Below are 22,071 nucleotides of genomic sequence, written 5' to 3'. Positions count from 1 at the left end.
TGAATCTCCTCTCCTATAGTTTGTTGATGGCCCCCATAATCTCACTTAAATCCTCCAGCGTTAAATCCTCATCAGTAAAATCAGCCGCACTCCATTCGCGGTTTTCTTTGCCCGCGCAATGCTGAATTATGTTTTCAAGCGCATGTTTAAGATGATCGGCTAATGCTTGTACGGTTTGTTTCTTAAATTGAAGACGGTTATAAATAATGTGCATGTGCAGGCATCCTGATGAAACGGCTCCGCTGATATCAAGCACATAAGGACGCTCCCAATCCGGGCTGATTTCATTTCCTGTCTTAATATCAGAAATCTCAAAAGCTTTTGATTGAACATCCTGATCAAACTGGCCTAAGTAATTAAAGCTGATTTCCGGATCGCTGTACTCAGAATCCCATATCTTGTTGATATATTTCAGCACTCCATAGCCCGCGCCTTTATGCGGTATCCGGTGCAGCATGTCTTTTGTCTGCTTAATGTGTCGCCCTAGCCGCTCACCTTCATCCGTATAGTCAGAATCACTCATATCAAGCCATACAGGATAAATTGAAGTGAACCAGCCTACTGTTCTGTTCATGTCAATATTGTCAAGATAATCTTCTCTGCCGTGGCCCTCCATACTGATTTTGAAATGGTCAAGTCCCGTCCATTCCTGCAAACCTAGGCCTAAAGCAGTCAGAAGGATATCATTCGTTTCCGTGTTGTATGCATTGTTTGCAGCAGTTAAAAGCAATTCTGTATCTTCACGAGACAGCTCGAAATCAATTACTTCTGTATCTTTGAATGAGTTCGATGTGACCGAATGATCTTTGGGAATACGCTTAATATGCCGGTCCTCCCGCTCATTCCAATACGCGATTTCACGCTGCAGCCGACGGCTTTTTGAATAGTCAGCCAATGTCTGTGCATAGGTGAAATATGAATCGGTTTTTTCCGGCAGTACGATGGTTTTTCCTGAGACTGCCTGTTCGTAAGCAATTGAAAAGTCCTCAAATAAAATGCGCCATGAAACGGCATCAATGACTAAGTGATGGATCGTCAGAAACAAATGGTCTCCATCTTCGGCTTTAAACAAACCAGCATGAAGCAAAGGACCAGTCTCCAATCGAATGGTTTGCTGAATTTGGTTTGCCATTTCTTCAATCTGTTTGTGTGCTTCGGCTGACAAGCCCTGTGCATTTCCAGCTGTATTTGAACGATGATCTCTTATATCAAACAGATCGAAGGCATATAGCTCCTCATCCGGAAGATCTGCTCCTCTGTTAACCTGTACAGGCTTGCCATCTTTGTAACGGCATATGATTCTCAGTGCGTCATGATGAGTCACCAGGCTTCTCAGCACATTTCTGAGTGCAGTGTCATCAAATCGTTCAGCCCGGTAGAGCATGACAGATTGATTAAAATGATGGGCTTCCAATGATTGTGAGAAAAACCATTGCTGTACAGGTGTCCAAGTCAGCTCGCCTTCGACTGGCGTTTGGTCAATTACGCGTACGGCTTTTCGAACGCGGGCGGACAGTTCACCAAGCGTCTGATGCTCAAACATCTCACGCACTGTCGTTTCATAGCCTCGCTGCTTCAGCCGTGCACACACCTGCAACGCTTTTATTGAATCCCCTCCAAGCTCAAAGAAATTCGCGCTGACACCTATCTCCTCCGCTTCGAGCAGTTCCTCCCAAATGTCAGCCATCGCCTTTTCAATCTCATTTCTAGGGCTGATATCATTCTCATCTTGAGCGCGCTTATCTGGTTCCGGCAGGGCTTTCTGGTCGAGCTTGCCGTTAACCGTCAGCGGGATGCTGTCAATCTGGATCAAGCGGGCAGGCACCATAAAATCAGGCAGAACGCCTCTCAGGGCAGCCCTGATATCTGCTTCATTTACGACCTGTCCATCTTCAGCAACCAAGTAAGCATACACAGCGGATCGGCCTTGTTCATCATCTCTTGTGATGACAGCCGCCTCTTTGATTATTGGAAGCTGAAGCAGAGACGCCTGGATTTCGCCGAGCTCGATGCGGTGTCCTCTCACCTTTACTTGATCATCAATGCGGCCCATATATTCCAGATCTCCACTTGCCAGACGCTTTGCAAGGTCTCCGGTTCGGTATAATCTGTCTCCCGGAAGATAAGGATTAGGTACAAATCGGGCCGCGGTCAGATCATCTCTGTTCAAATATCCCCGGGCTACCCCTTCTCCGCCAATATACAGCTCTCCTGGAACTCCTGCAGGCTGAAGATTCATATGAGCATCCATCACATATGCCTGAAGAGTTGCCAGCGGTTTTCCGATATTGCTTTTATTTTTTTCTATATCAGCTGAGGACAATTTCTTATATGTCACATGTACAGTTGTTTCAGTAATGCCGTACATATTGATCAGGTCTGTATCAGGGTATTTCTCGTTCCAGGTTACAAGCATGCCGGGCTGTAAAGCTTCTCCGCCGAAAATAACGTATCGCACATGTAATCGGTCCGTATGGTTTTCTTCTTCATGAATGAGTCCGTAAAAAGCAGTTGGAGTCTGATTGAGTACTGTGACGCCTTCGTTTTTTAACAATAGGCGGAATGCATTTGGATCGCGGGCTGTTTCTCTGGAGACAACAACCAGCGTACTTCCATTCAGCAACGCTCCGAACATTTCCCATACTGAGAAATCAAAGCAATATGAATGAAATAAAGTCCAAACGTCCTCACTGCCAAAATCAAAAGGCAGGTCCTGATGCTTCAATAGACTAATCACATTGCGATGCTCGACAACGACGCCCTTTGGCTGCCCAGTGGTTCCAGATGTATAAATCACATAAGCTGGCTGGTCTGCTAATGTTTCTTGCGCTTTCAAATCAGGCGAAATCAATTCGTTTTCGGCGTCATTCAGGTATAAAATTTGCCCATGGTAATCCGCCGGCTTGTTGTGTCCGTGCTCTGTCAGGAGAATTCTTGCCCCGCTGTCATTCAGCATAAAGCTGATGCGTTCTTGAGGATATTCAGGGTCAATCGGCAAGTATGCCCCTCCGGCCTTTAGAATAGATAAAACGCCAATCACCATATCAGGCGATCGATCAAACAATAAACCGATGATATCCCCGGATCGGACTCCTTTTTTCATCAGCATAGCCGCTGTCCGTTCTGCTTTTTCATTCAGGTCGCGATAAGTCAGCCGTATATGATCGCATACGACTGCGGTATGTTCGGGATGTTCAGCTGCTTGTTTTTCAAATAAACGAACGATGCTTTCATCTCTTGGATAGTCAGCATACTGACCCATCGTTTCAAGAAGCAATTCGCGCGCTGGAGCAGATAGCAATTGCATTTCCGAAAGCTTCATATGGATATCAGACGTTATTCCTTTCACCAGCTCAATAAAATGGGAAGCCCATCTTGCAATGGTCTCATCTTCAAACAGCGCGGTACTGTATTCGAGGCGGCAGCGAATGCCATCGGAATGCTCCTCAGCGTGTAATGTCAAATCGAATTTAGATACATTGTGTGACGGGGTTACAGACGAGATAGATAAACCAGGCACTTCAAACCGGAAATCTTCGCTGTTTTGAAGCACGAGCATCGCGTCAAACAGCGGATTGCGATTTACCTCCCGTTTCGTTTCAAGTTTATTGACGAGCTCTTCAAAAGGATAATCCTGATGCTCGTATGCAGTCAGAGCAAGTTCGCGAATTTCCTGCAAATAAGAGCTGAACGTTTTGCGGCCCTCAGGCTGGCATCGCATAGCTAATGTATTGACAAACATCCCGATGACTCGCTCCAGATCAGCGTGCGGTCTCCCGGCAGCAGGCGAGCCGACAACAATATCCTCCTGCCCGCTCAGTTTGGAAAGCATGATGGAATAGACAGCCAGAAGGAGCATATACATCGTCGTTCCCGTTTCAAACATCAAGCGGTGCAGTTCTTCCGCCGTTCTTTTATCAATGTTTACTTCAAATGTTCCGCCGCTGAAATCAGGCAGAAGCGGCCTCGTTTTATCAAGCGGCAAATCCAATACTGGAAGGCTGCCGCCAAGCTGCTTCATCCAGTAGGCCTCCTGTTTGCTGTAATGCGTTTCCGGAAACTTCTCTTGCTGCCAAACCGCAAAATCCTTATAATGCAGGTTTAAAGCTGGAAGCTCTTTTCCGCAATAAAGATCAGTGAATTCTTGGACGAGTGTACTCATAGAGATTCCGTCAGCAATGATGTGATGCATATCAAGCAACAAATAGGCTCTTTCTTTTTCGAGAGAAATCAAGCTTGCTCTAAAAAGCGGTCCCACGGTGAGATCAAACGGTTTGATAAAGGACGAGATCGCAGACTGCAGCATTTGCTCTGATTCAATTTCAAGCTCTTTCAGATCAGCTGCCAGCGCCGGATGAATCTTTTGCACTGGCTCTCCGTTGTTCAGTTCAAATGCCGTACGCAATGATTCATGCCGATTCACAAGCTCTGTGAGAACTTTTCTCAATCTCCCGCGATCCAAATGTCCTCGCAGTTCCAGTACCGCCGGCATGTTGTAGCCTGTGCTGTCATCTGCCAACTGGTAAAGAGCGTATAATCTTTTTTGCGAGAAAGACAGCGGATAGACATCTCTAAAATCCGCAGGTTCAATCTGTGTAAAAGCATGCTCACGTAAACTCATCAGTTTGGCTGCCATGCTTTCCACGGTCGGATAAGAAAAAACGTCACTGAGCGGCAGCTCGATATTCAGCCGTTTATGTATTCTTGATACGAGTGTGGCTGCTTTTAAGGACTGTCCGCCCAATTGAAAGAAATCATCGCGAATACCGATTTGATTTTTGTTCAGCACCTCTTCCCAAATGCGTACCAGTTCAGTTTCCATTAAGGTTTGTGGCGGCATGTACGTTAAGCTTGTTGTGTTTTCTGGTTCCGGAAGTGCGGAACGGTCGAGCTTCCCGCTGGATGTTAACGGCATTTGAGTGATTTTGATGATGCTTGCGGGAATCATATAGGACGGCAATGTACCGGCAAGATGCTGGTGCAGATTCGGAAGGCCGTTTCCTTTTTCCGGAACGATATAAGCAACGAGTTCCTTTTCCTCATCAGAAACATCACGGGCCAGCACTGCAGCTTCCTTCACTCCAGATGCTTGCCGAAGAACAGTTTCAATCTCACTTAATTCAATGCGATATCCCCTGATTTTTACCTGATCATCAAAACGTCCAATATATTCAATCGTGCCGTCAGGCAGGAAGCGCCCTGCATCTCCGGTTCGATATAAGCGTTCCCCTTTGAGGAATGGATGGTCTGTGAATGCTTTCTCTGTTAGCTCTGTCCGCTTATAGTACCCCCGTGCGAGACCCGCGCCGGAAATACACAGTTCACCCGCCGCGCCTATCGGCTGCAGTTGCTCTCCTTGTAAAATATATACTTTTGTATTGGCGATCGGGTGTCCGATCGTGATTCTCTCTTCTTCGTTCAGATGACGAAAGATTGTTGTTGCCACACTGTTTTCTGTCGGTCCATATTCATTTGCAAGTTCAGCGGAGGGACAAATCTTTCTGCTGGTCTCAAGCAGGTCAGGAGTCACTGCCTCGCCCGCAAATGTCACGATACGAAGACTTTTTGCATCTTCAGCAGTCAGCACTTCTAATAACACCCGGTACAGGGAAGGAACAATAAGCATATGACTGACCTTGTATTGAGCTATTTTCCGTCTAAGGGCGAGCACGTCCTTCGCTTCACTATCTGTTGTCAGCAGCACGCATGCGCCGGACAGAAGCGGAGTAAACAAGCTCGTCACGCAGCCGTCGAAAACATAGGAAAACAGATGAAGTGCTGTATCCCCTTCGCTCATGCCGTACTCTTCCCGTCTCCACTGCAAGGTATTTGCAATTCCTTGATGGTCAACGAGCACTCCTTTTGGCCGTCCTGTCGTTCCTGACGTATAGATCAGGTAGGCAAGCTCACCAATCGATGCATCAGGAGAGTCCGTTTTGTAATGTGTTGTATGTTCTGATGTCACAATTCTGCCTTCATAGCCTGACGGGATGAATGAAATAAGTTTCTCTTCTGTCAGTAAGAGAGCTGCTTGGCTGTCATGCAGCAGAAAAGAAAGCCGTTCTTTCGGATAACTTGGATCAAGAGGCAGATAAGCGCCGCCGGCTTTCCAAATTCCAAGCAGGGCAGCAGCCATGTCCATTGACCGTCCCATCATCACAGCGACAATCCCGCCAGATCGAGCTCCCTTTTCTATCAGGGCGTGTGCAATCTGATTGGCTCTTTCATCTAATTGCCGATATGTCCGGCACTCATCTCCCATTCTCAAAGCAGCCGCGTCAGGTGTTTTGAGAGCCTGTTCCTCAAACAATTGGGATAGCGTTTTGCTTGGATAATGGCGCTCCGTTTCGTTAAACGATTGAATGAGCTTACGTTCTTCAGGAGGCACAATGTTGATGTTGTCGACAGCAATATCGGGATTTGACAAAATACAATCCATTGCCTGCATGAGGTGCCCCTGAATCCGAAGCACCTCTTCCCGTTCATAAACGGCGGCATTGTAGCTGAATTTAATATAAAATGATTCACCTGGAACGATGACAACGTTAAGATCATAGCTGGTTTGTTCTGACATAGAAATGTCATCTAGCTTCAAAGCGTTTTCGTCATTTTCGCTTTGCCTATTGACTGCCTGCTGAAGCTGTACAGGATAATTTTCAAAGACAAGAATATGATCGATCAATCCTTGCTTCAAAGCACTGCGGTTTTGAATCTCATAAAGCGGATAATAACCATGCTGCTCAGAACGTAAAGTATCCTCCTGCACGGATTTGACAAGCGTAGAAAATGCCATTTTCTCTGCAGATCGAATACGCACCGGAACAGTGTTAATAAACAAGCCGACCATTGACTCGATCCCGTCAATCGCTGACGGACGTCCGGAAACAACAGAGCCGAAGACCGCGTCATCCGTACCGTTGTAACGATGGAGAAGAACACCCCATAGACTCATAAATAAAGTGTTTAATGTAACTCCCCAATTTTGAGCAGCTGCTGTCAATTTCTGAACGATAGCCGGCTCTAAAGAAAAACGGATATTTGCGGCTTCATATTCCCCTTTCGCTGAGCGGCTTTTTAGTTTAGGAATAGAAGCGGTATTGCCGTACTCCTGCAGGTAATCTCTCCAGTATGCAGCGGTTTCTTCTTTATCTTGTTCTCCGAGCCATTCAATATAACGGCTGTAAGGCACCGTGCTGCCGAGCTGTACAGGCCTGTTATTTTTAAGTGAGTCATACATGCTGAAGAATTCTTTGAGGATGATGCCCAGGCACCAGCCATCCATGATGATATGGTGATGCGTCCAGACACATGTATACGTGCTGTCTCCTCTATCAAAAAGCGTGAGCCGCATTAACGGATCCTTTTGCAAGTGAAACCCTTTTTCCCGGTCCTGCTGCATAAATTCTTCTATCAGAGCAAGCTGCTCATCATGTTTCAGGTGAGAAAGATCTTCCCTTTGTACGGTTAATTCTCGGTTTGTCAGCACAACTTGCTGCGGCCCAGTGAGGTCTGGAACCTCCTTAATGAATATGGTTCTGAAAATATCGTATCGGGAAACAAGAAGATTTAAGCTCTTTTGAAACGAATCGATACACAGGCTGCCTGTAATGGTAAACGAGGTTTGTTCCACATAGGCTTTAGAGCTGAAATCAAGCAGTGAATGAAACAGCATCCCTTCCTGCATGTACGATAACGGATAAATATCTTGGATCTGCGTTGCTTGCGTCATCAATTCCACACACCTTTTCCAAAAGTTAAAGATCTTTAACGAGATTTTCGATGCTAGATAATGCGGATGGCGTTAGTTCTTTGTTGCTGAAATCGCTCAGCGTTTTTTCTCGTTCTTTTTTCTTTGTACAATGCTCAATGATCTCAATAAGATGACTGTGAAAGCTGTCCATCAAACACTGAATTGTGTTTTCGCGGAACACCCGGGTGTATACTGCTTTGACTTGCAGGCGTCCGTCTGTTATCAAAGCATTAATATCGAGCTCGTACTCTCTTTCTCTCTCCCCCGCTATTTCGTAACGAGGCTGATAAGAAGACAGTTGAAACAAATCAGAACCCTCACCTTCGCTGAATTGTCCAAGATAATTGAAGCTGATCTCAGGCTCTTTATGCTGTATGGCTCCCTTTTTTACTAATAAGCCGTAGCCCGTTCCCTTGTGCGGCACTCTTCTCAGCCTGTCCTTTGTCGCTTTGATTCTGTAACCGAGCTGATCTTCAGATGAATGCGGTGCACTCATGTCCAGAAGGATAGGATAAATAGAAGTGAACCAACCTACTGTTCGTGAAATATCAATATTCGGAACATGTCCTTCTCTTCCATGGCCCTCAGCGCTGATCACAATTTGTTCGTGTCCGCTCCATTCATAAAGCGCCATTCCTAAAGCAGTCAGCAAAAGTTCGTTGGCATCAGTACCATAAGCTTGCTGCGTTTCAAACAGCAGTTTTTTAGTCAAGTCACTGGCTAATACAAACGCAGCTGTTTCGGCACTGCTTTGATGCCTGTCCGACTCAGCCATGTCCTTAGGCAGAAAAGCGTTATGAGCATCTAAAATCGTTTGCCAATATGTTATTTCTGATAACAATTGCCGGCTCCCGGCTATCTGTGCGAGACAATTGGCATATGATAAATAAGAATCGCTTTTCGGCGGCAGTTTGATCTCTGTTTGCTCCAAAGACTGTTGGTAGGCTGCAGCTAAATCTTCAAGCAGAATCCTCCAAGAAACGCCATCTACAGCGAGGTGGTGGATCGTAATCAGCAAATGGTCTCCTTCTGTGGTTTTAAACAATCCTGCTTGCAGCAAAGGTCCTTCTTTTACATTCATATTGCTTTGAAGCACGATTTCCTCAGCAGCAAATTTTTCTTCCAAGAGTGTGCCTTTTGCCTGTTCTTTTGTCCAATCTGCTAGGTGAAATCCGAACAGTTCGTTTTCAGTAATCTGAATTCCGCGATTGTACTGAACGACACGCCCGGTATGATCCTGTGTAAACACCATGCGAAGCGCGTCATGATGCTCAGTCAATTTGCGCAGCGCTTGGCGAAGCGCGTCAGCATGAAACCCCTTTTCGCTGAAAAGCATGACCGATTGGTTGTAATGATCACGAAAAGCATGACGCTGATCGAAAAAATTGTTCTGAATCGGTGTGAGATCCGCTTCACCTTCGATAGGCCTCTGTTCTGCCTGAGATATCAATGGAGTGATATGGCTGCTCAGCTCATGAACTGTTGGATAACGGAATAAATCTTGTATAGTCATGCTCCAGCCTTCAGCTGCCAGGCGGGCGGACACTTGCAGTGCTTTAATAGAGTCTCCTCCAAGCTCAAAAAAGGAATCGTGAATACCAACTCGAGACACGCTCAGCACGTCCTCCCAAATCTGCGCTGTCATTCCCTGCAATTCGTTTACCGGTGCAGTATACGGCCGCGAGAAAGCTTCATTTGGTGCCGGTAAGGCTCTTCTGTCCAGCTTCCCGTTTAATGTCAGCGGCATAGTTTCCAAAGGAATGATATGCACAGGAATCATATAGGCCGGCAGCATTTTCGATAAAGCACCGCGGAGAACCGTTGTATCGGCATCTGAAGGCAGAATATACGCTGCCAAACGAGCCTGTCCATTCGTATCATTTTGAACCGCAACAACCGCTTCATTGACAAGTCCGGTTTGGAGGAGCACACTTTCAATTTCTTCTGTTTCGATTCTGTACCCGTTTATTTTTACTTGATGATCTATCCGGCCAAGAAGCCTGAGAGTGCCGTTTGGAAGCCAGCAAGCCAGATCCCCTGTTCTGTACAGTCTTTCTCCGGACACAAATGGATTTTCTGTAAATTTCTTTTCCGTTAATCCAAATTTTCCGTGATAGCCCTTGGCAACGCCGGCTCCGCCGATACAAAGCTCGCCGGCAATACCGATCGGCTGTATTTGGTCAGTCTGGCTGAGTACGTACAGTTTTACATTGGGAAGCGGGATGCCGATCGGTACGCTGTCTCCCGAATACTCTTCACCCATATTCATTTCATAGTAACTTGAATCGATCGTGGCCTCTGTGACCCCGTAACTATTGATTAAGCGCATTTTGTTTCCGAAACGCTCCGCCAGTGTTTTGAAATCATGGGCTTTCACCATATCCGAACCAAGAATAAGGATGTCTAAGTCAGGAAGACTGAGCTGGTTGCGGTAAACATATTCCATAAATGGGACAATGAGTGCCGGTGTTGACTCCATGATCGTGATACGCTGGCTGTTCATCAATGCATATAATTCAGCAGGCTCAAGCCTTGTTTCATCAGGGCAAATGACTAGAGTCCCTCCGTTGGCCAATGTTCTCGCCAAGTCTCCTGAAAAGACATCAAAGGAAAAGCTCGCCATTTGAAGCAGCCTGACAGGCATTTGATCGAGCTGATATATGCTGCGCCATGCAAGAACAGCATGAGCAAAGTTGCGGTGCGTAACGATAACGCCTTTAGGCGCACCGGTTGTTCCTGACGTATAAATGATGTATGCCGAGTCCTCCGGGGCAGGAGATGAAGCAAGGTTGCATCTTTTTGCTTCATAGAAACTTTCATCATCAAGACAGATGCGAGAAATATCACCTATATCTGAGCCTGCAATCAAATGCTTTACTTCATTCTGTAAAAGAAGAATTTCAGCCCCGCTGTCTTTGAGAAGGTATTCAATCCGGGCTTTTGGATAATGAGAATCTATCGGAATATACACGCCGCCGGCTTTCATAACGGCTAAAATACCAACAATAGCATCAATGGATCGCTCCGCTAAAACAGCAACGATTGGCTGCGTCTCTTTTCCTTTTTCTTGCAGTGTGTGTGCCAGACGATTGGCTTTTTCGTTGAGATGACGATAGCTGATCTGTTTTTCACCGTCCATAACAGCAATATGCTCCGGTGTCTCTTCAGCCCTCTTTTCAAACATGCGATGAAAAACGGTATCAGTTTGAGAACATTCAACGTGGGTTTTGTTGAGTTCTATCAAAATCTTTTGTTTTTCTTTTTCACTGAGTATATTCACTTGTGAGAGAGTTGTATTAGGATCTGACGTGGCAGCACGCAAAAATTCGGTAAAATGAGCCGTCCAGCGTTCAATTGTCGTTCTCATAAATACGTCGGTACTAAATTCCATGTCACATTTGATGACTCCATCTGATTCAGCCGCAATCAACGTCATGTCAAATACAGAAATTTGATGAATGACATTTGCAGGACGTGCTTTTATGTCTCCAAGATTAATGTCTTGTTTGTCCATATTTTGAAGAATAAACATCGCATCAAACACTGGATTTCGGCTCATATCCCTTGTCACGCCGAGCTTATTGACAAGCTCTTCGAACGGATAATCCTGATGTTCATAAGCTTCCAATGCAGTCTCACGCACTTCCTGCAAAAATTGTGCAAATGGCTTCCCGCCCTCCGGGCGTGCCCGAAGCGCCAGAGTGTTGACGAACATTCCAAGTATCGGCTCAAGATCTTTGTGAGGACGTCCGGCAATTGGTGACCCGACGATGATGTCTTCCTGTCCGCTTAAGCGCGCCAATAACGCTGTGTAAGCTGCCAGGAGCACCATGTACAGGGTGCTTCCGTTCTCGCGTGCGAGCTTGTGAAGCCCGGCTGTGAGTTCTTGATCGAGCGTAAATGAGACTTGATCACCCGCGAAGCTTCGCACCGGCGGCCGGGCGTAATCAGCCGGCAGGTCCAGTACGGGCAGCTCGCCTTCGAGCTGCTTCAGCCAGTACGCCTCCTGCGTCTTGTACGTGTCTCCTTTTTTAAAGGCCTCCTGCCATACGGCATAGTCTTTATATTGAATGTGAAGCGGAGGAAGCTCCTGATTGGCGTACAGCTCCCCGAATTCCCGAATGAGCGTATTGACTGACACACCGTCTGAAATAATGTGATGCATATCGACCAGTAATAGATGCCGCCCGTCTGATACCTTGACGACCCCCGCTCGGAACAGCGGAGCTTGGCTGAGATCAAACGGCTGGATAAACGCTGCCGCGGCTTCCTGTTCAGTTTGTCCGCCGAGCACAGAGGTGCGGAATGTAAACGGCACTTCGTCATGGATGCGCTGAACCGGCTCGCCGTCTGTGTCCGTTGTAAAGGACGTGCGCAGTGACTCGTGGCGTTTGATCAGCTTTTTGAATACGGCCTCCATTCTTGTAAGATCCAGCTTTCCTTCCAGCTCCAAGACTGCCGGCATATTGTAGCCTGTGCCCCCATCCTCCAGCTGCTGGAGCACATACATCCGCTTTTGGGCGGAGGAAACCGGGTAGGTCTCGCGTTTTTCAGCCGGCTTCATGGCTTCATACGGACTTTCCGTTCCTTCGCTGATGACAGAAGCCAAACCTTCTACCGTCGGATGGGCGAACACATCCTTCAGCGGCACTTGGACGCCGAATTCCTTGGCGATCCGGGAGACAAGCGCGGTGGCTTTTAAGGAATGGCCGCCCCGGTCAAAAAAGTTGTCGTGAATGCCGACAGGTCCGCTTTTCAGTACTTCCTCCCACAGCTGGGAAAGCTTCATCTCTGCCAGATTTCTCGGCGCTGTGTAGGTTTCCCGATCTGCCGCTCCGTCAGGAGCAGGCAGCGCTGTTCGGTCGAGCTTTCCGCTCGGGGTAACCGGCCATTGTTCCATCTCAATGATATGAGCAGGGATCATGTAGCCCGGAAGCAAAGTATCAAGCTGCTTGCGCACTTCATTTCTTCCGAGCCCTTCCGCATACGCACATAATTCCGTCTCGCCGCTTTCTGTACGAACGGTTACAGCGGCTTCCCGCACGCCTTCAATGCTTCTGAGTGCGGCTTCGATTTCTCCCGGCTCAATCCGATAGCCGCGGATTTTTACCTGGTCATCCAGACGGCCGAGGAATTCAACCTGTCCATCTGGCAGCCAGCGCGCCAAATCACCCGTTTTATACATGCGCTCTCCCGGATAAAATGGATCATCAAGAAAACGTTCTTCTGTTAATTCCGGACGATTCAAGTAGCCTCTGGCGACGCCGGCTCCGGCGATGTACAATTCTCCCGCTACGCCGACAGGCTGTACGGCTAAATGAGGATCTAATACATACAGACGCGCGCCAGGCACGGGTTTTCCGATCGGAAGGCGTAAGCGATCCTTGTCCAGCTCAGGATCACACGCGTAAAATGCCGCATCAACCGTTGCTTCTGTCGGCCCGTAGCCGTGAACCAGCGATGTCTCCGGCAGCAAAGAAGCGAATCGGGCTGCCGTATGGGGAGCCAGCGGTTCACCTCCGGCGAATACGCGCTTCAGGCTTCTCGGTGCCTCTATTTCCGCTTGATCCAAAAAGCTGTTCAGCATGGCCGGAATAAAATGGGCCGTTGTAACGCCTTCCTCCCGAATGGCTTTTACCATCAATGCCGGGTCTTTCTCCCAGCCGGACGGAAGCAGATAGGCCGAAGCACCTGAAAGCGTCCACCAAAACAGCTGCCAGATAGATGCATCAAAGGAAAAAGACGTTTTCATCATAATGATGTCGTCTTCCTCTAAAGGAAACTGCATCTGCATGCCGGTCAGAAAGGAAACCGCCTGGCGGTGCTCCACGGCGACCCCTTTCGGCTGTCCAGTGGAGCCCGACGTATAGATCACATAGGCGAGAGAATCGCTGTCCGTTTGATGAAGAGAGTGACTTTCAGATTCTTCATTCGCAAGAGCCGTCATATCCACTTCAAGTGTCTTTCTGGAAAAATCAGGTGCCTTTAATCCCGGCTGCGTCAGCAACAATGCTGCCCCGCTGTCTTTCAGCATATAGCTCAGCCGTTCCTCTGGATATGCAGGATCAAGCGGCACATAAGCTCCGCCTGCCTTTAATACGGCGAGAACGGCTGTCAGCATGTCCGGCGACCGCTCGCTTAGAACACCGACAATGCTTTCCTTTGTGACACCATGCGCCGTAAGGCGCGCTGCCAGCCTGTTGGCGTACATGTCAAGCTGCGCGTAAGTCAGCGAACCGCCAGAAAAGCGTAAGGCCGTCCGATCCGGCGTCAAAGCTGCCTGGCGTTCAAACAGACCGTGCAGCGTCGAAGCTGCAGGCGAAACAGCTTTCGTTCTGTTAAATTCATACAAAACTTTTTCTTTCTCACGTTTTTCTGCCATATCTAATTCTTTTATAGTACTATGCGGATTTTGAAGCGCGTTTTCCAGCAACGTAAGCAGGTGGTGCTGAATCCGTTTAATGTCCTCAAGAGAAAATAAGATATTTTGATAGTCGAAATTTAATTGAATGGCTCCAGTGTCTATCCGCTCCTGTATTTGAACAGAAAGCTCATTCGCGGTGTATCCGCTGAAATAAAGCGCCGTCTCATAGTTCAAATCATCCGCTTTTTGCCACTGAAGCGGATGGTACTGCATTGATATACCGATCAGGTTGTGTAAATCCTTGTGTTCTTTTCTTAATTCATTCACCAGCAAATTATAAGGAAATCTTTGGTGGCGCATGACTGAAAGCTGTTCTCTGCCGACACTGCGTACAAAGGAAAGAAACTCGGCGTCAGAATCAACCGTTTTTCTGATTGGAAGAGAGCTGACAAACATGCCAAGCATTTCTTTCTCCGCTTTTGACCCCCTGTTTCCATAGTAGGTTCCGATTGCAAGGTCCGTTTTGGAGGTGATGCGGCTGATGCATATGTAAAATGAAGCCATAAATAAGGAGATCATACTGATTTTCTGTTCTTCGCAAAAAGCTTGGATGGTATGTGCTAGGTAAGGTGAAAGTGTGATAGTATCTCTCGATGCGGAGGTACTCTGCTTTTGTGAAGTGCTCTGTCCGGTAAGTGAGTGGTATACCGGCGGCTGTTGGTAGGTTTGCGTCCAAAACAAATGGTCTTTTTCAAAACGTGAAGATTGTAAGTACTGCCTCTCTTTTTCTATGTAGCTAATGTAGGAAGGCTCTTGCACATCGGGTATAGGCTCCCCTTTTTTGATTTTTTGATACAGATTAATAATTTGATTTCCCATCAAATTTAAAGAGATGCCGTCCATGATAATATGATGGAATTTCGCATATAGCCAAATTTCATGGGGGTGGATTCTAAGGAGATAAAATTGATACAGAGGCGAATCAAGCAGCTTAAACGGAATTCTGGCTTGATCATGAATCCATTGCTCTGTTTCTGTCATTTCAGCATTTGTAAAATCTATTATTTCAAGTGATAATTCTTTGTATTCTGCAAGATACAGACGAGGCTCTGACTCCGATTCAATTCCTTCTGTCAGCTGGAACCTGATTGCATCATTACGGGAGATTGAAAGGTTCAGAGCCAACTGAAGAGCATCAAGATCAACATCACCCCTGAATTTTACACAGGCGGTCAGATTACAGATGCTTGTACCAGGCTCCAACAGTTCAGTAAACCAAACTCTCCTTTGGGCATGAGTTAAACCATAAGTATTTTCTTTCAACGAATTCCCTCCAATTCTAATTTATAAGAGGATAAGAAACTGAAATAATTACAATAAAAAGAAATTATATGACTATATAATCCATATATGCATTATATTAACCGAATTTTTTTAAAGTACAATAAAAAATATAAAATTTTTATAACATTTTTTTGAATATAGTATTAATTATTTATTTTTCTTGATTAATTTTATTAGGATTTCGAATGTAAAGTTATGAAAGTATCGATTTTTAATAGTTCTTCATCACTAGATTTTTTCTTCATTTATTTAATTTCATATGAGGATAGGTTGAACCGTTTATAAGATATTCTCCGCCTCAGTATCAGTTACATTTCTACAATATTTAGCTGAATGTTTTAAAAACAAGCGCGATAATGTAAAAAGAAACATAAAAAAACCTGTTTTCCACGAAAACAGGTTTAGCGTTTTTATTGATTTGCCAAAATAACAGCAATTTGATCCTCAATGTCTTTGCCATCCGAGTCATCAATCAAACCGTTTAGAAGAATAGAGAAAACGAGCGTTTTTCCGCTCTTTGTTTCTGCATAGCCAGACAGAGAGCTGACAGTGCTTAACGACCCGGTCTTTGCTCTTATCTTCCCTTCTGCCGGGGTGTCTTTCATGCGGTTTCTTAGCGTCCCGCCTACCAGTCTGTCACTGTTCCCCGCTTCCGGCAGAGCATGCAGATAAGTTTGAAACCACTTTTCATCTTGGATGTCATATAACAGCTTTGTGATTTGGTCTGACGATACAGCATTGATATGAGAAACCCCGGAACCGTCCCTCAAAATAAGTGTTTTGGGATCAACGCTGAAATTCGGAAGCGTACTGTTTAGCACTTCAAGCCCCTTTTCCCAGCTGCCCTCTCCTTTTTCCACTTTCCCCATCTCTTTTACAAGTACCTCGGCGTGTCCGTTATTGCTTAATTTCATAAAAGGGAGAAATAGCTTAGACAAAGGCATTGAGTGATGAGTGGCCAGTACGTCTGAAGAGTCGGGCGCTGTGCCCATTGTGATTTTCCCTTTTACTGTAATGCCTTGTTTTTTAAGAGCCTGCTTAAATAAATCTAAAGCATATCCTGCCGGCTCCCAGACGGAAATCCACTCTTTTGTTTTGCTTGCATCAACCGGTATGCTCCCTTTAATCGTAATAGTATTGGTTCCATGTTCTCTTTCGATAGAAAGATCTTTCTTTTTTCCCGCCTCAACTGTTTTCGCCTCATTCTCAATCGCTACATAATCCGTTTTTGGTGACACTGATATTGCTGGCTTTTGTCCTTCATTCTTTCCCGGGCTGGCTTCTACTATCACAGTGCCTGCATCATAGTCCTCATTTGGAGACGCTGTCAGTGCGGAAATTTGCGCGCCGTAATAAGTGTACTCATCACTCCATGGCAAATCAGGCGAATAGCGGATATGATCATACCATGAGTCATCGGCGACAAGATTGCCTTTTATGGACTTGATGCCGGATTTTTTCAGCTTTTTGGCCATTTGATCAAAATCAGATGGTAAAAGTGTCGGATCTCCTTTTCCTTTCAGATAAAGGTTGCCATTCAGCTTTTGTCCTTTAAGGCGGCCGTCTGTCCGCACTTCTGTTGTGAAAGAATAATCCTCACCGAGAACAGAAAGTGCCGCGGCGGCTGTAAAAAGCTTCAAAGAAGAGGCGGGTCTCATCCGGACATCCCCTAAATGGCCGTAAATGACGTCGCCTGTTTCTGCAGAACGGACAGTAATGCCGGCCATTGCGCCTTTTAAAGCAGGTTCATTGGCTAAAATGGTTTCAATCTGCCCGGCAAGTGTATCCTGTTCTTCAGCCGCATGTGCAGCATGATGCATATATGGAATGGAAGCAAAGATGAAAAGCAGCAATATTACAACATAAAGCTTCATACTTTTTCTCATTTTCTTATCCCGCCTCTCCTGATTGGCTATCGATGATTACGCTCAATCGTGATGCTGCTTTTTACTGTCTTCTCTTCACCAGGCTCTAACACTTGTAAGCCGGTGAGTGACGAAGGGAGATCAAGGTTAACTGCGTTTGTCACCCATGTATAAGGCTCTGGGCACAAATACCCTTGTGTTCCATCAGCATTATACACAACCCAATGCTTAAATTGTTCATCTGCCTTGTAGATCATATTCAGATGTGCATGCTGATGGTAAATGACAGCCTGATTTTCTCCCCCTCTCTTCTGATAAGAAGATAAAAAGACATCATCAAGCTGCTGCCGCAAGAGCATTCCTTCGTGCAAAGCTTCCTGATTCGGTATATCGATCAGCTTTCCGGTCGGCAATAAACGTTCATCCAATTCCCATTGCTGATCAGCAGTAAGAGAAAATAAAGAGCTCTCTTCCGGGAAAACGAAGGTCGTATGATAACCAATCCCCCAAGGAAATGCATCCTTCCCTTTATTCATGATCGTGGCATGCTTATAAAGAGTGTTATCTTTTAAAATGTATGTCATCCGTACAACAGCATGATGCGGAAATTGTTTATAAACATGGGGAATTTCCGAAAGATCAATTTCAGTTTCTATGATCACTTCTTCGTCTGTTTGTTTCATCGTTATGATGTCCCACTTTTTGTCATAGAGAAAGCCGTGAAGGTGATGGTGTTTATCTTTTTCATTGATATCAAAATGATACGTTCTGCCCCGGAAGGTGAACGTTCCGTCACTTATGCGGTTAGGCGGAAACAAAATGGGAGTTCCATACAATGTAGGTGTGTCATGAAAGCTTTCAGTTGTTTCCGGTTCTCGTAAAAGGTGCATCTTTGTTTCTTTGTCTACGAGAGAAATGACGTTGCTGCCCCACTCAGGCACGACTATTATTTCCAAATGCTCATTACCCGCTTTGACAGCTGGTGTTCCTAAATACGTCATCTTTTCAATATAATTTGTCATGTGTACTCAACCTCTCCTTAGTTCAATGCTTATATATAAATTCAATTCAGTGTGCACTATTTCCTCCATTTTATGTTTTCCCTTTAGTCTTTAAGTAAACAAAAAACACCATTCAAAATGAACGGTGTTCTTTTGGAGTTTATTGAATCAGACGTGTAATCTGCTTCTTTTTCCAAATGAATTGATAATACCCGTAAATCAAAAGCAAACTCACGGCAAATGCTGCCGGATAGCCTACCCAAATGCCGAGTATTTCAAGATTTGTATAGTGAGACAGAACAAACGCGACCGGCACCTCGATTCCCCAGATGGCAAAAATACTGATGAGGGTCGGCCATAAAACCGTTCCGCTTGCACGCATCGTCGCAGAAATAATTTGGGCATTCCCAAACAGCAAATAGCTCCATAATGTAATCATCAAAAGCCTGTGTGCAATGTAAAGTGTATCTTTCTCGGTCAAAAATAATGCTAAAATCTGATGTGCAAAAAGATAGATAAGGAGGATCAGCACACCGCCAATGATATAATTCAGCCAAATACCGACCCGAATGACTTGCTTTAACTGGTCAAACTCATTCGCTCCAATAGATTGAGCGGCGAAAATAGACACCGCGATCCCCAGACTGACAGCCGGCATTTGCACATAGCTGGCTACTTGATTGACCACGCCATATGCTGCGGTTGCATCAGAGCCATAATGATTGACGAATGAAATGACCGCTATTTCCGATAGTGAGACGAGAATCATGTTAATGCTTGACGGAATACCAAGACGCAACAGAAGCGCCAGCAGTTCCTTATCCATTTTCAAATAACGCCGCACTGTCTTATCAAATTGCAGCGGGTGTTTCGTTTTCCGCAGATACACCAATAATACGATAAAGGTCACAATTGTAGAAATAACGGTTGCGTAAGCAGAGCCGTAAATGCCCAGCTTCGGCAAGCCGAACATGCCGAGAATTAAGATCGGTAAAAGTGCTATATTGATGACTGTGCTTACTATCAATGTATAAAACGGTGTCTTAGAATCTCCTGTCCCCCGCAAGAATGTGGTATAAGCAAAATATAAAAACATAAACGGCATTGCGCAAAATAAGATACGCGCATAGCTGACACTGACATGAATTACATTTTCCGGCGTTCCCATGAGACGCAGAATATCTAAGGTGAATATACTGCCGATCACAGCTAACACAATTCCTAATAAAAAGGTGAATGTCAGCGTTGTTCCGACAACGGCCTTTAACCGTTCCTCATTTTTTGCCCCGTAGGCTTGCCCGATAAGAATGGAACTGCCGGAACCGATGCCGATCGTAAATGAAATGAGAAGAAAAAACAGCGGGAAAAAGGATGAGACAGCTGCAAGCGCATCTACGCCAAGCCATCTGCCCACAGCGACCATCCCGACTAATTGGCCCACTGATTGCAGCACATTGCTCAGAAGGAGCGGCACTAAAAATAGTGACATTGACCGCCAAACAGATGGATTGCTCTTCTTCTTAGATACGGGATTTTCTTGTAATGTTTCCATATGTAATGACTCCTTTATTTAAACTCGTTTCACTAACGTGCTCCCGTTTCTTTTGAAATGAACACGACATGCAACATGTAACTATTCACCACAGTACTTATAAAACCCTTCCCGATTCTCCTGTTTTTACACATTTTTCAATCTGCAAGAATAAACTAGCGCGATACAGCATAGTCTTTTGGTGAGATGAAAGAATAAAAAATAATTTATGCAAAAGTATTGTAATCTAAACGTAACTATTGTAACATTTGTAACATAAGAGAAAGAGATTTTAAAAGAGAGAGCCACATTGAAAAAATATCTTCTATTTCTAACCACTATTGCACTTATTCTGTCATTAAACACAAATGCATTTGCGAAAAACACATCTGGGGATTTATCACAAAAACAAGCATTGCAGCTGGCACTAACAGCAAGAGAGCATTTTTGGAATACAATGAGCGGACACAATCCAAAAGCGAAAAAAGCAGTTTGCCCATCAGGCACATTCGAGCATCAAAATCTTCAGTACGTATACATGTGCAGTGACCTTGGCACAAAAGAAAAAGCTGTGAATTACTTAACACCTATTTTCTCAAAAACAGCGATTGAAAAAGGCTTTAAATACTATCATTTCATTGTCTCAAAAGGAAAACTGGCTGTTCCGGTCGGTGACGGAGACAATCTCTTAAATTGGAAAAAATCAACCGCTAAACTCATATCTAAAAAAGGCGGCACAGTCACATATGAATTTACCGTTCCTACTTTGGACGGATCACCTTCAGCAAAACGGAAAGTGACATTTGTAAAAGAGAATAAAAAGTGGAAAGTAAATCGCTTTGACGCAGTTATATAAGAAAAAACGCCCGAGAAAAACGGGCGTTTTTTATGTTAAGCATAAAAAAGGCAACGGACGTATCGGCCGTTGCCCTTTTGTTTTATTACGCTCTAGGAGAGATTCGAACTCCCGACCTGCAGTTTAGGAAACTGCTGCACTATCCGCTGTGCTACTAGAGCTTTTTTGATATCTATATAGTAGCTCCGATTGTCACGATTTTCAAGCGATTTGATTTACAGCCCTCCAAATACCTTATAAGCAGCTCTTGTTGTATCTTCATCGATTCCAATATAACGCATTGTAATTGAAGGTGATGAATGATTAAGGATCCTCTGCAGCTCAGCGATATCTTTTGTCCGCTGGTAGAAATGATAGCCAAATGTTTTCCGGAGCGTATGGGTCCCTATTTCCTCAAGTCCGCACGCTTCGGCTGCCTCTCTTAAAATTCTGTATGCCTGAATGCGTGAAATTGGCTTTCTGGTTCGTACAGATTTAAAGAGGTATTCATTTTCTTTCATATCTTTCGTATACTCGTATATTTCTGCTTTCAAAGATTCTAAAATGAGAATCTTCCTTTTCTTTTTTGTTTTGCTTTCAGTCGCCCATAAATGGTCTTTATTTCTGACATCTTTCACTTGAAGTGGCAAAATATCAGAAATTCGGAGCGCGCTGTTAATGCCGAAAATAAACAAAAAATAGTCACGCTTGTTTTTGCTGCGTAAATACTGTTTTACATCTTGAATTTTCTCTAAACTGCGGATCGGCTGTACAATATGCATCAAAAAACTCCTTAAAAACCGTTATGTAACGTTTTGAGGTCTATGTTACTATTATAGCGGAAAAACGTTGAATGTCAAAGTTCGGTGGCATTTATGTAACATAATATACATAGTGTTACATAAGCAGAAAAGAGATCTCTTGAAACGCCCTATCTTCTGAAATGACATTTACAGGCTCATATGAAGCTTTTTCGACTCCTGAGACAAATCACTCTGACCCTTCCCGAAAAAGCCCTTAAAACGCAATATGACGCTTTGCTTTTCGAGATGCCCTCAAAAAAATATGCAAAAAAAAAGACACAATTTGAAAATTGTGTCCTAATCCTCATCCTTTACATCAATATCTTCTGGGATTGGTTCATTTAATATTTCCTGCACGAGCGCTTTATAATTTTCCAGCTGTTCGAGATGCGTTTTGAACTGTCCCTTATAAATCAAAAATTGCTCACCGTCATGAATGGCCCTGATTTTTCCTTCGAGCACCAAACTTTTAATATAATCCTCTGAAAGATTTGCATATTCTGCTGTTTCTTTAATCGTTAAATACATATAGCATTCCTTTCTTAATCCGTATGCTGTTTCTACTATAGCACATGACT

The 22,071-nt window shown here is 44.9% G+C and carries 8 protein-coding genes and 1 tRNA gene; 1 reads left to right on the top strand and 8 read right to left on the bottom strand.

Annotated elements, in window-relative coordinates; translation table 11 throughout:
- Positions 1 to 13 precede the first annotated feature (13 nt).
- The 5 genes from fenD to UJ203_RS05400 form a co-directional block, all read right to left on the bottom strand.
- A complete protein-coding gene (fenD, locus tag UJ203_RS05420) occupies positions 14 to 7,729 on the bottom strand; it encodes a fengycin non-ribosomal peptide synthetase FenD (protein WP_322008944.1) in 7,716 nt (2,571 codons plus the stop codon).
- 25 nt (positions 7,730 to 7,754) lie between these two features.
- A complete protein-coding gene (gene fenC / locus UJ203_RS05415; RefSeq protein WP_322008942.1) occupies positions 7,755 to 15,437 on the bottom strand; it encodes a fengycin non-ribosomal peptide synthetase FenC in 7,683 nt (2,560 codons plus the stop codon).
- A gap of 431 nt (positions 15,438 to 15,868) precedes the next feature.
- Positions 15,869 to 17,344 (bottom strand): D-alanyl-D-alanine carboxypeptidase/D-alanyl-D-alanine-endopeptidase, encoded by a 1,476-nt coding sequence (dacB, locus tag UJ203_RS05410; protein ID WP_105955728.1) that lies wholly within the window; start codon positions 17,342 to 17,344, stop codon positions 15,869 to 15,871.
- A 26-nt stretch (positions 17,345 to 17,370) separates the two neighbouring features.
- Positions 17,371 to 18,345, bottom strand: coding sequence for an aldose 1-epimerase (gene galM, locus UJ203_RS05405; protein WP_322008939.1), 975 nt, complete (start codon positions 18,343 to 18,345; stop codon positions 17,371 to 17,373).
- Between the two features lie 139 nt (positions 18,346 to 18,484).
- Positions 18,485 to 19,876 carry an MATE family efflux transporter gene (locus tag UJ203_RS05400; protein WP_322008937.1) on the bottom strand — a complete coding sequence of 464 codons (1,392 nt, stop codon included), beginning with the start codon at positions 19,874 to 19,876 and terminating at the stop codon, positions 18,485 to 18,487.
- Between the two features lie 289 nt (positions 19,877 to 20,165).
- Here UJ203_RS05400 and UJ203_RS05395 point away from each other — a divergent pair, with 289 nt between their 5' ends.
- A complete protein-coding gene (locus UJ203_RS05395; RefSeq protein WP_322008936.1) occupies positions 20,166 to 20,711 on the top strand; it encodes an IseA DL-endopeptidase inhibitor family protein in 546 nt (181 codons plus the stop codon).
- Between the two features lie 88 nt (positions 20,712 to 20,799).
- On the opposite strand, the gene UJ203_RS05390 is transcribed toward UJ203_RS05395, so the two are convergent.
- The 3 genes from UJ203_RS05390 to UJ203_RS05380 form a co-directional block, all read right to left on the bottom strand.
- Positions 20,800 to 20,872, bottom strand: a tRNA-Arg gene (locus UJ203_RS05390).
- Positions 20,873 to 20,926: 54 nt separating this feature from the next.
- A complete protein-coding gene (locus tag UJ203_RS05385; protein ID WP_044155674.1) occupies positions 20,927 to 21,472 on the bottom strand; it encodes a site-specific integrase in 546 nt (181 codons plus the stop codon).
- Between the two features lie 318 nt (positions 21,473 to 21,790).
- A complete protein-coding gene (locus UJ203_RS05380) occupies positions 21,791 to 22,021 on the bottom strand; it encodes an excisionase family DNA-binding protein (RefSeq protein WP_322008933.1) in 231 nt (76 codons plus the stop codon).
- Positions 22,022 to 22,071: the final 50 nt, after the last annotated feature.

It is taken from the genome of Bacillus sp. V26 (assembly GCF_034296245.1).
GTDB classification, from domain to species: Bacteria; Bacillota; Bacilli; order Bacillales; family Bacillaceae; genus Bacillus; species Bacillus halotolerans.
Note: the sequence above shows the minus strand (reverse complement) of the source record. Positions and strands in the feature narration are given on the sequence as shown.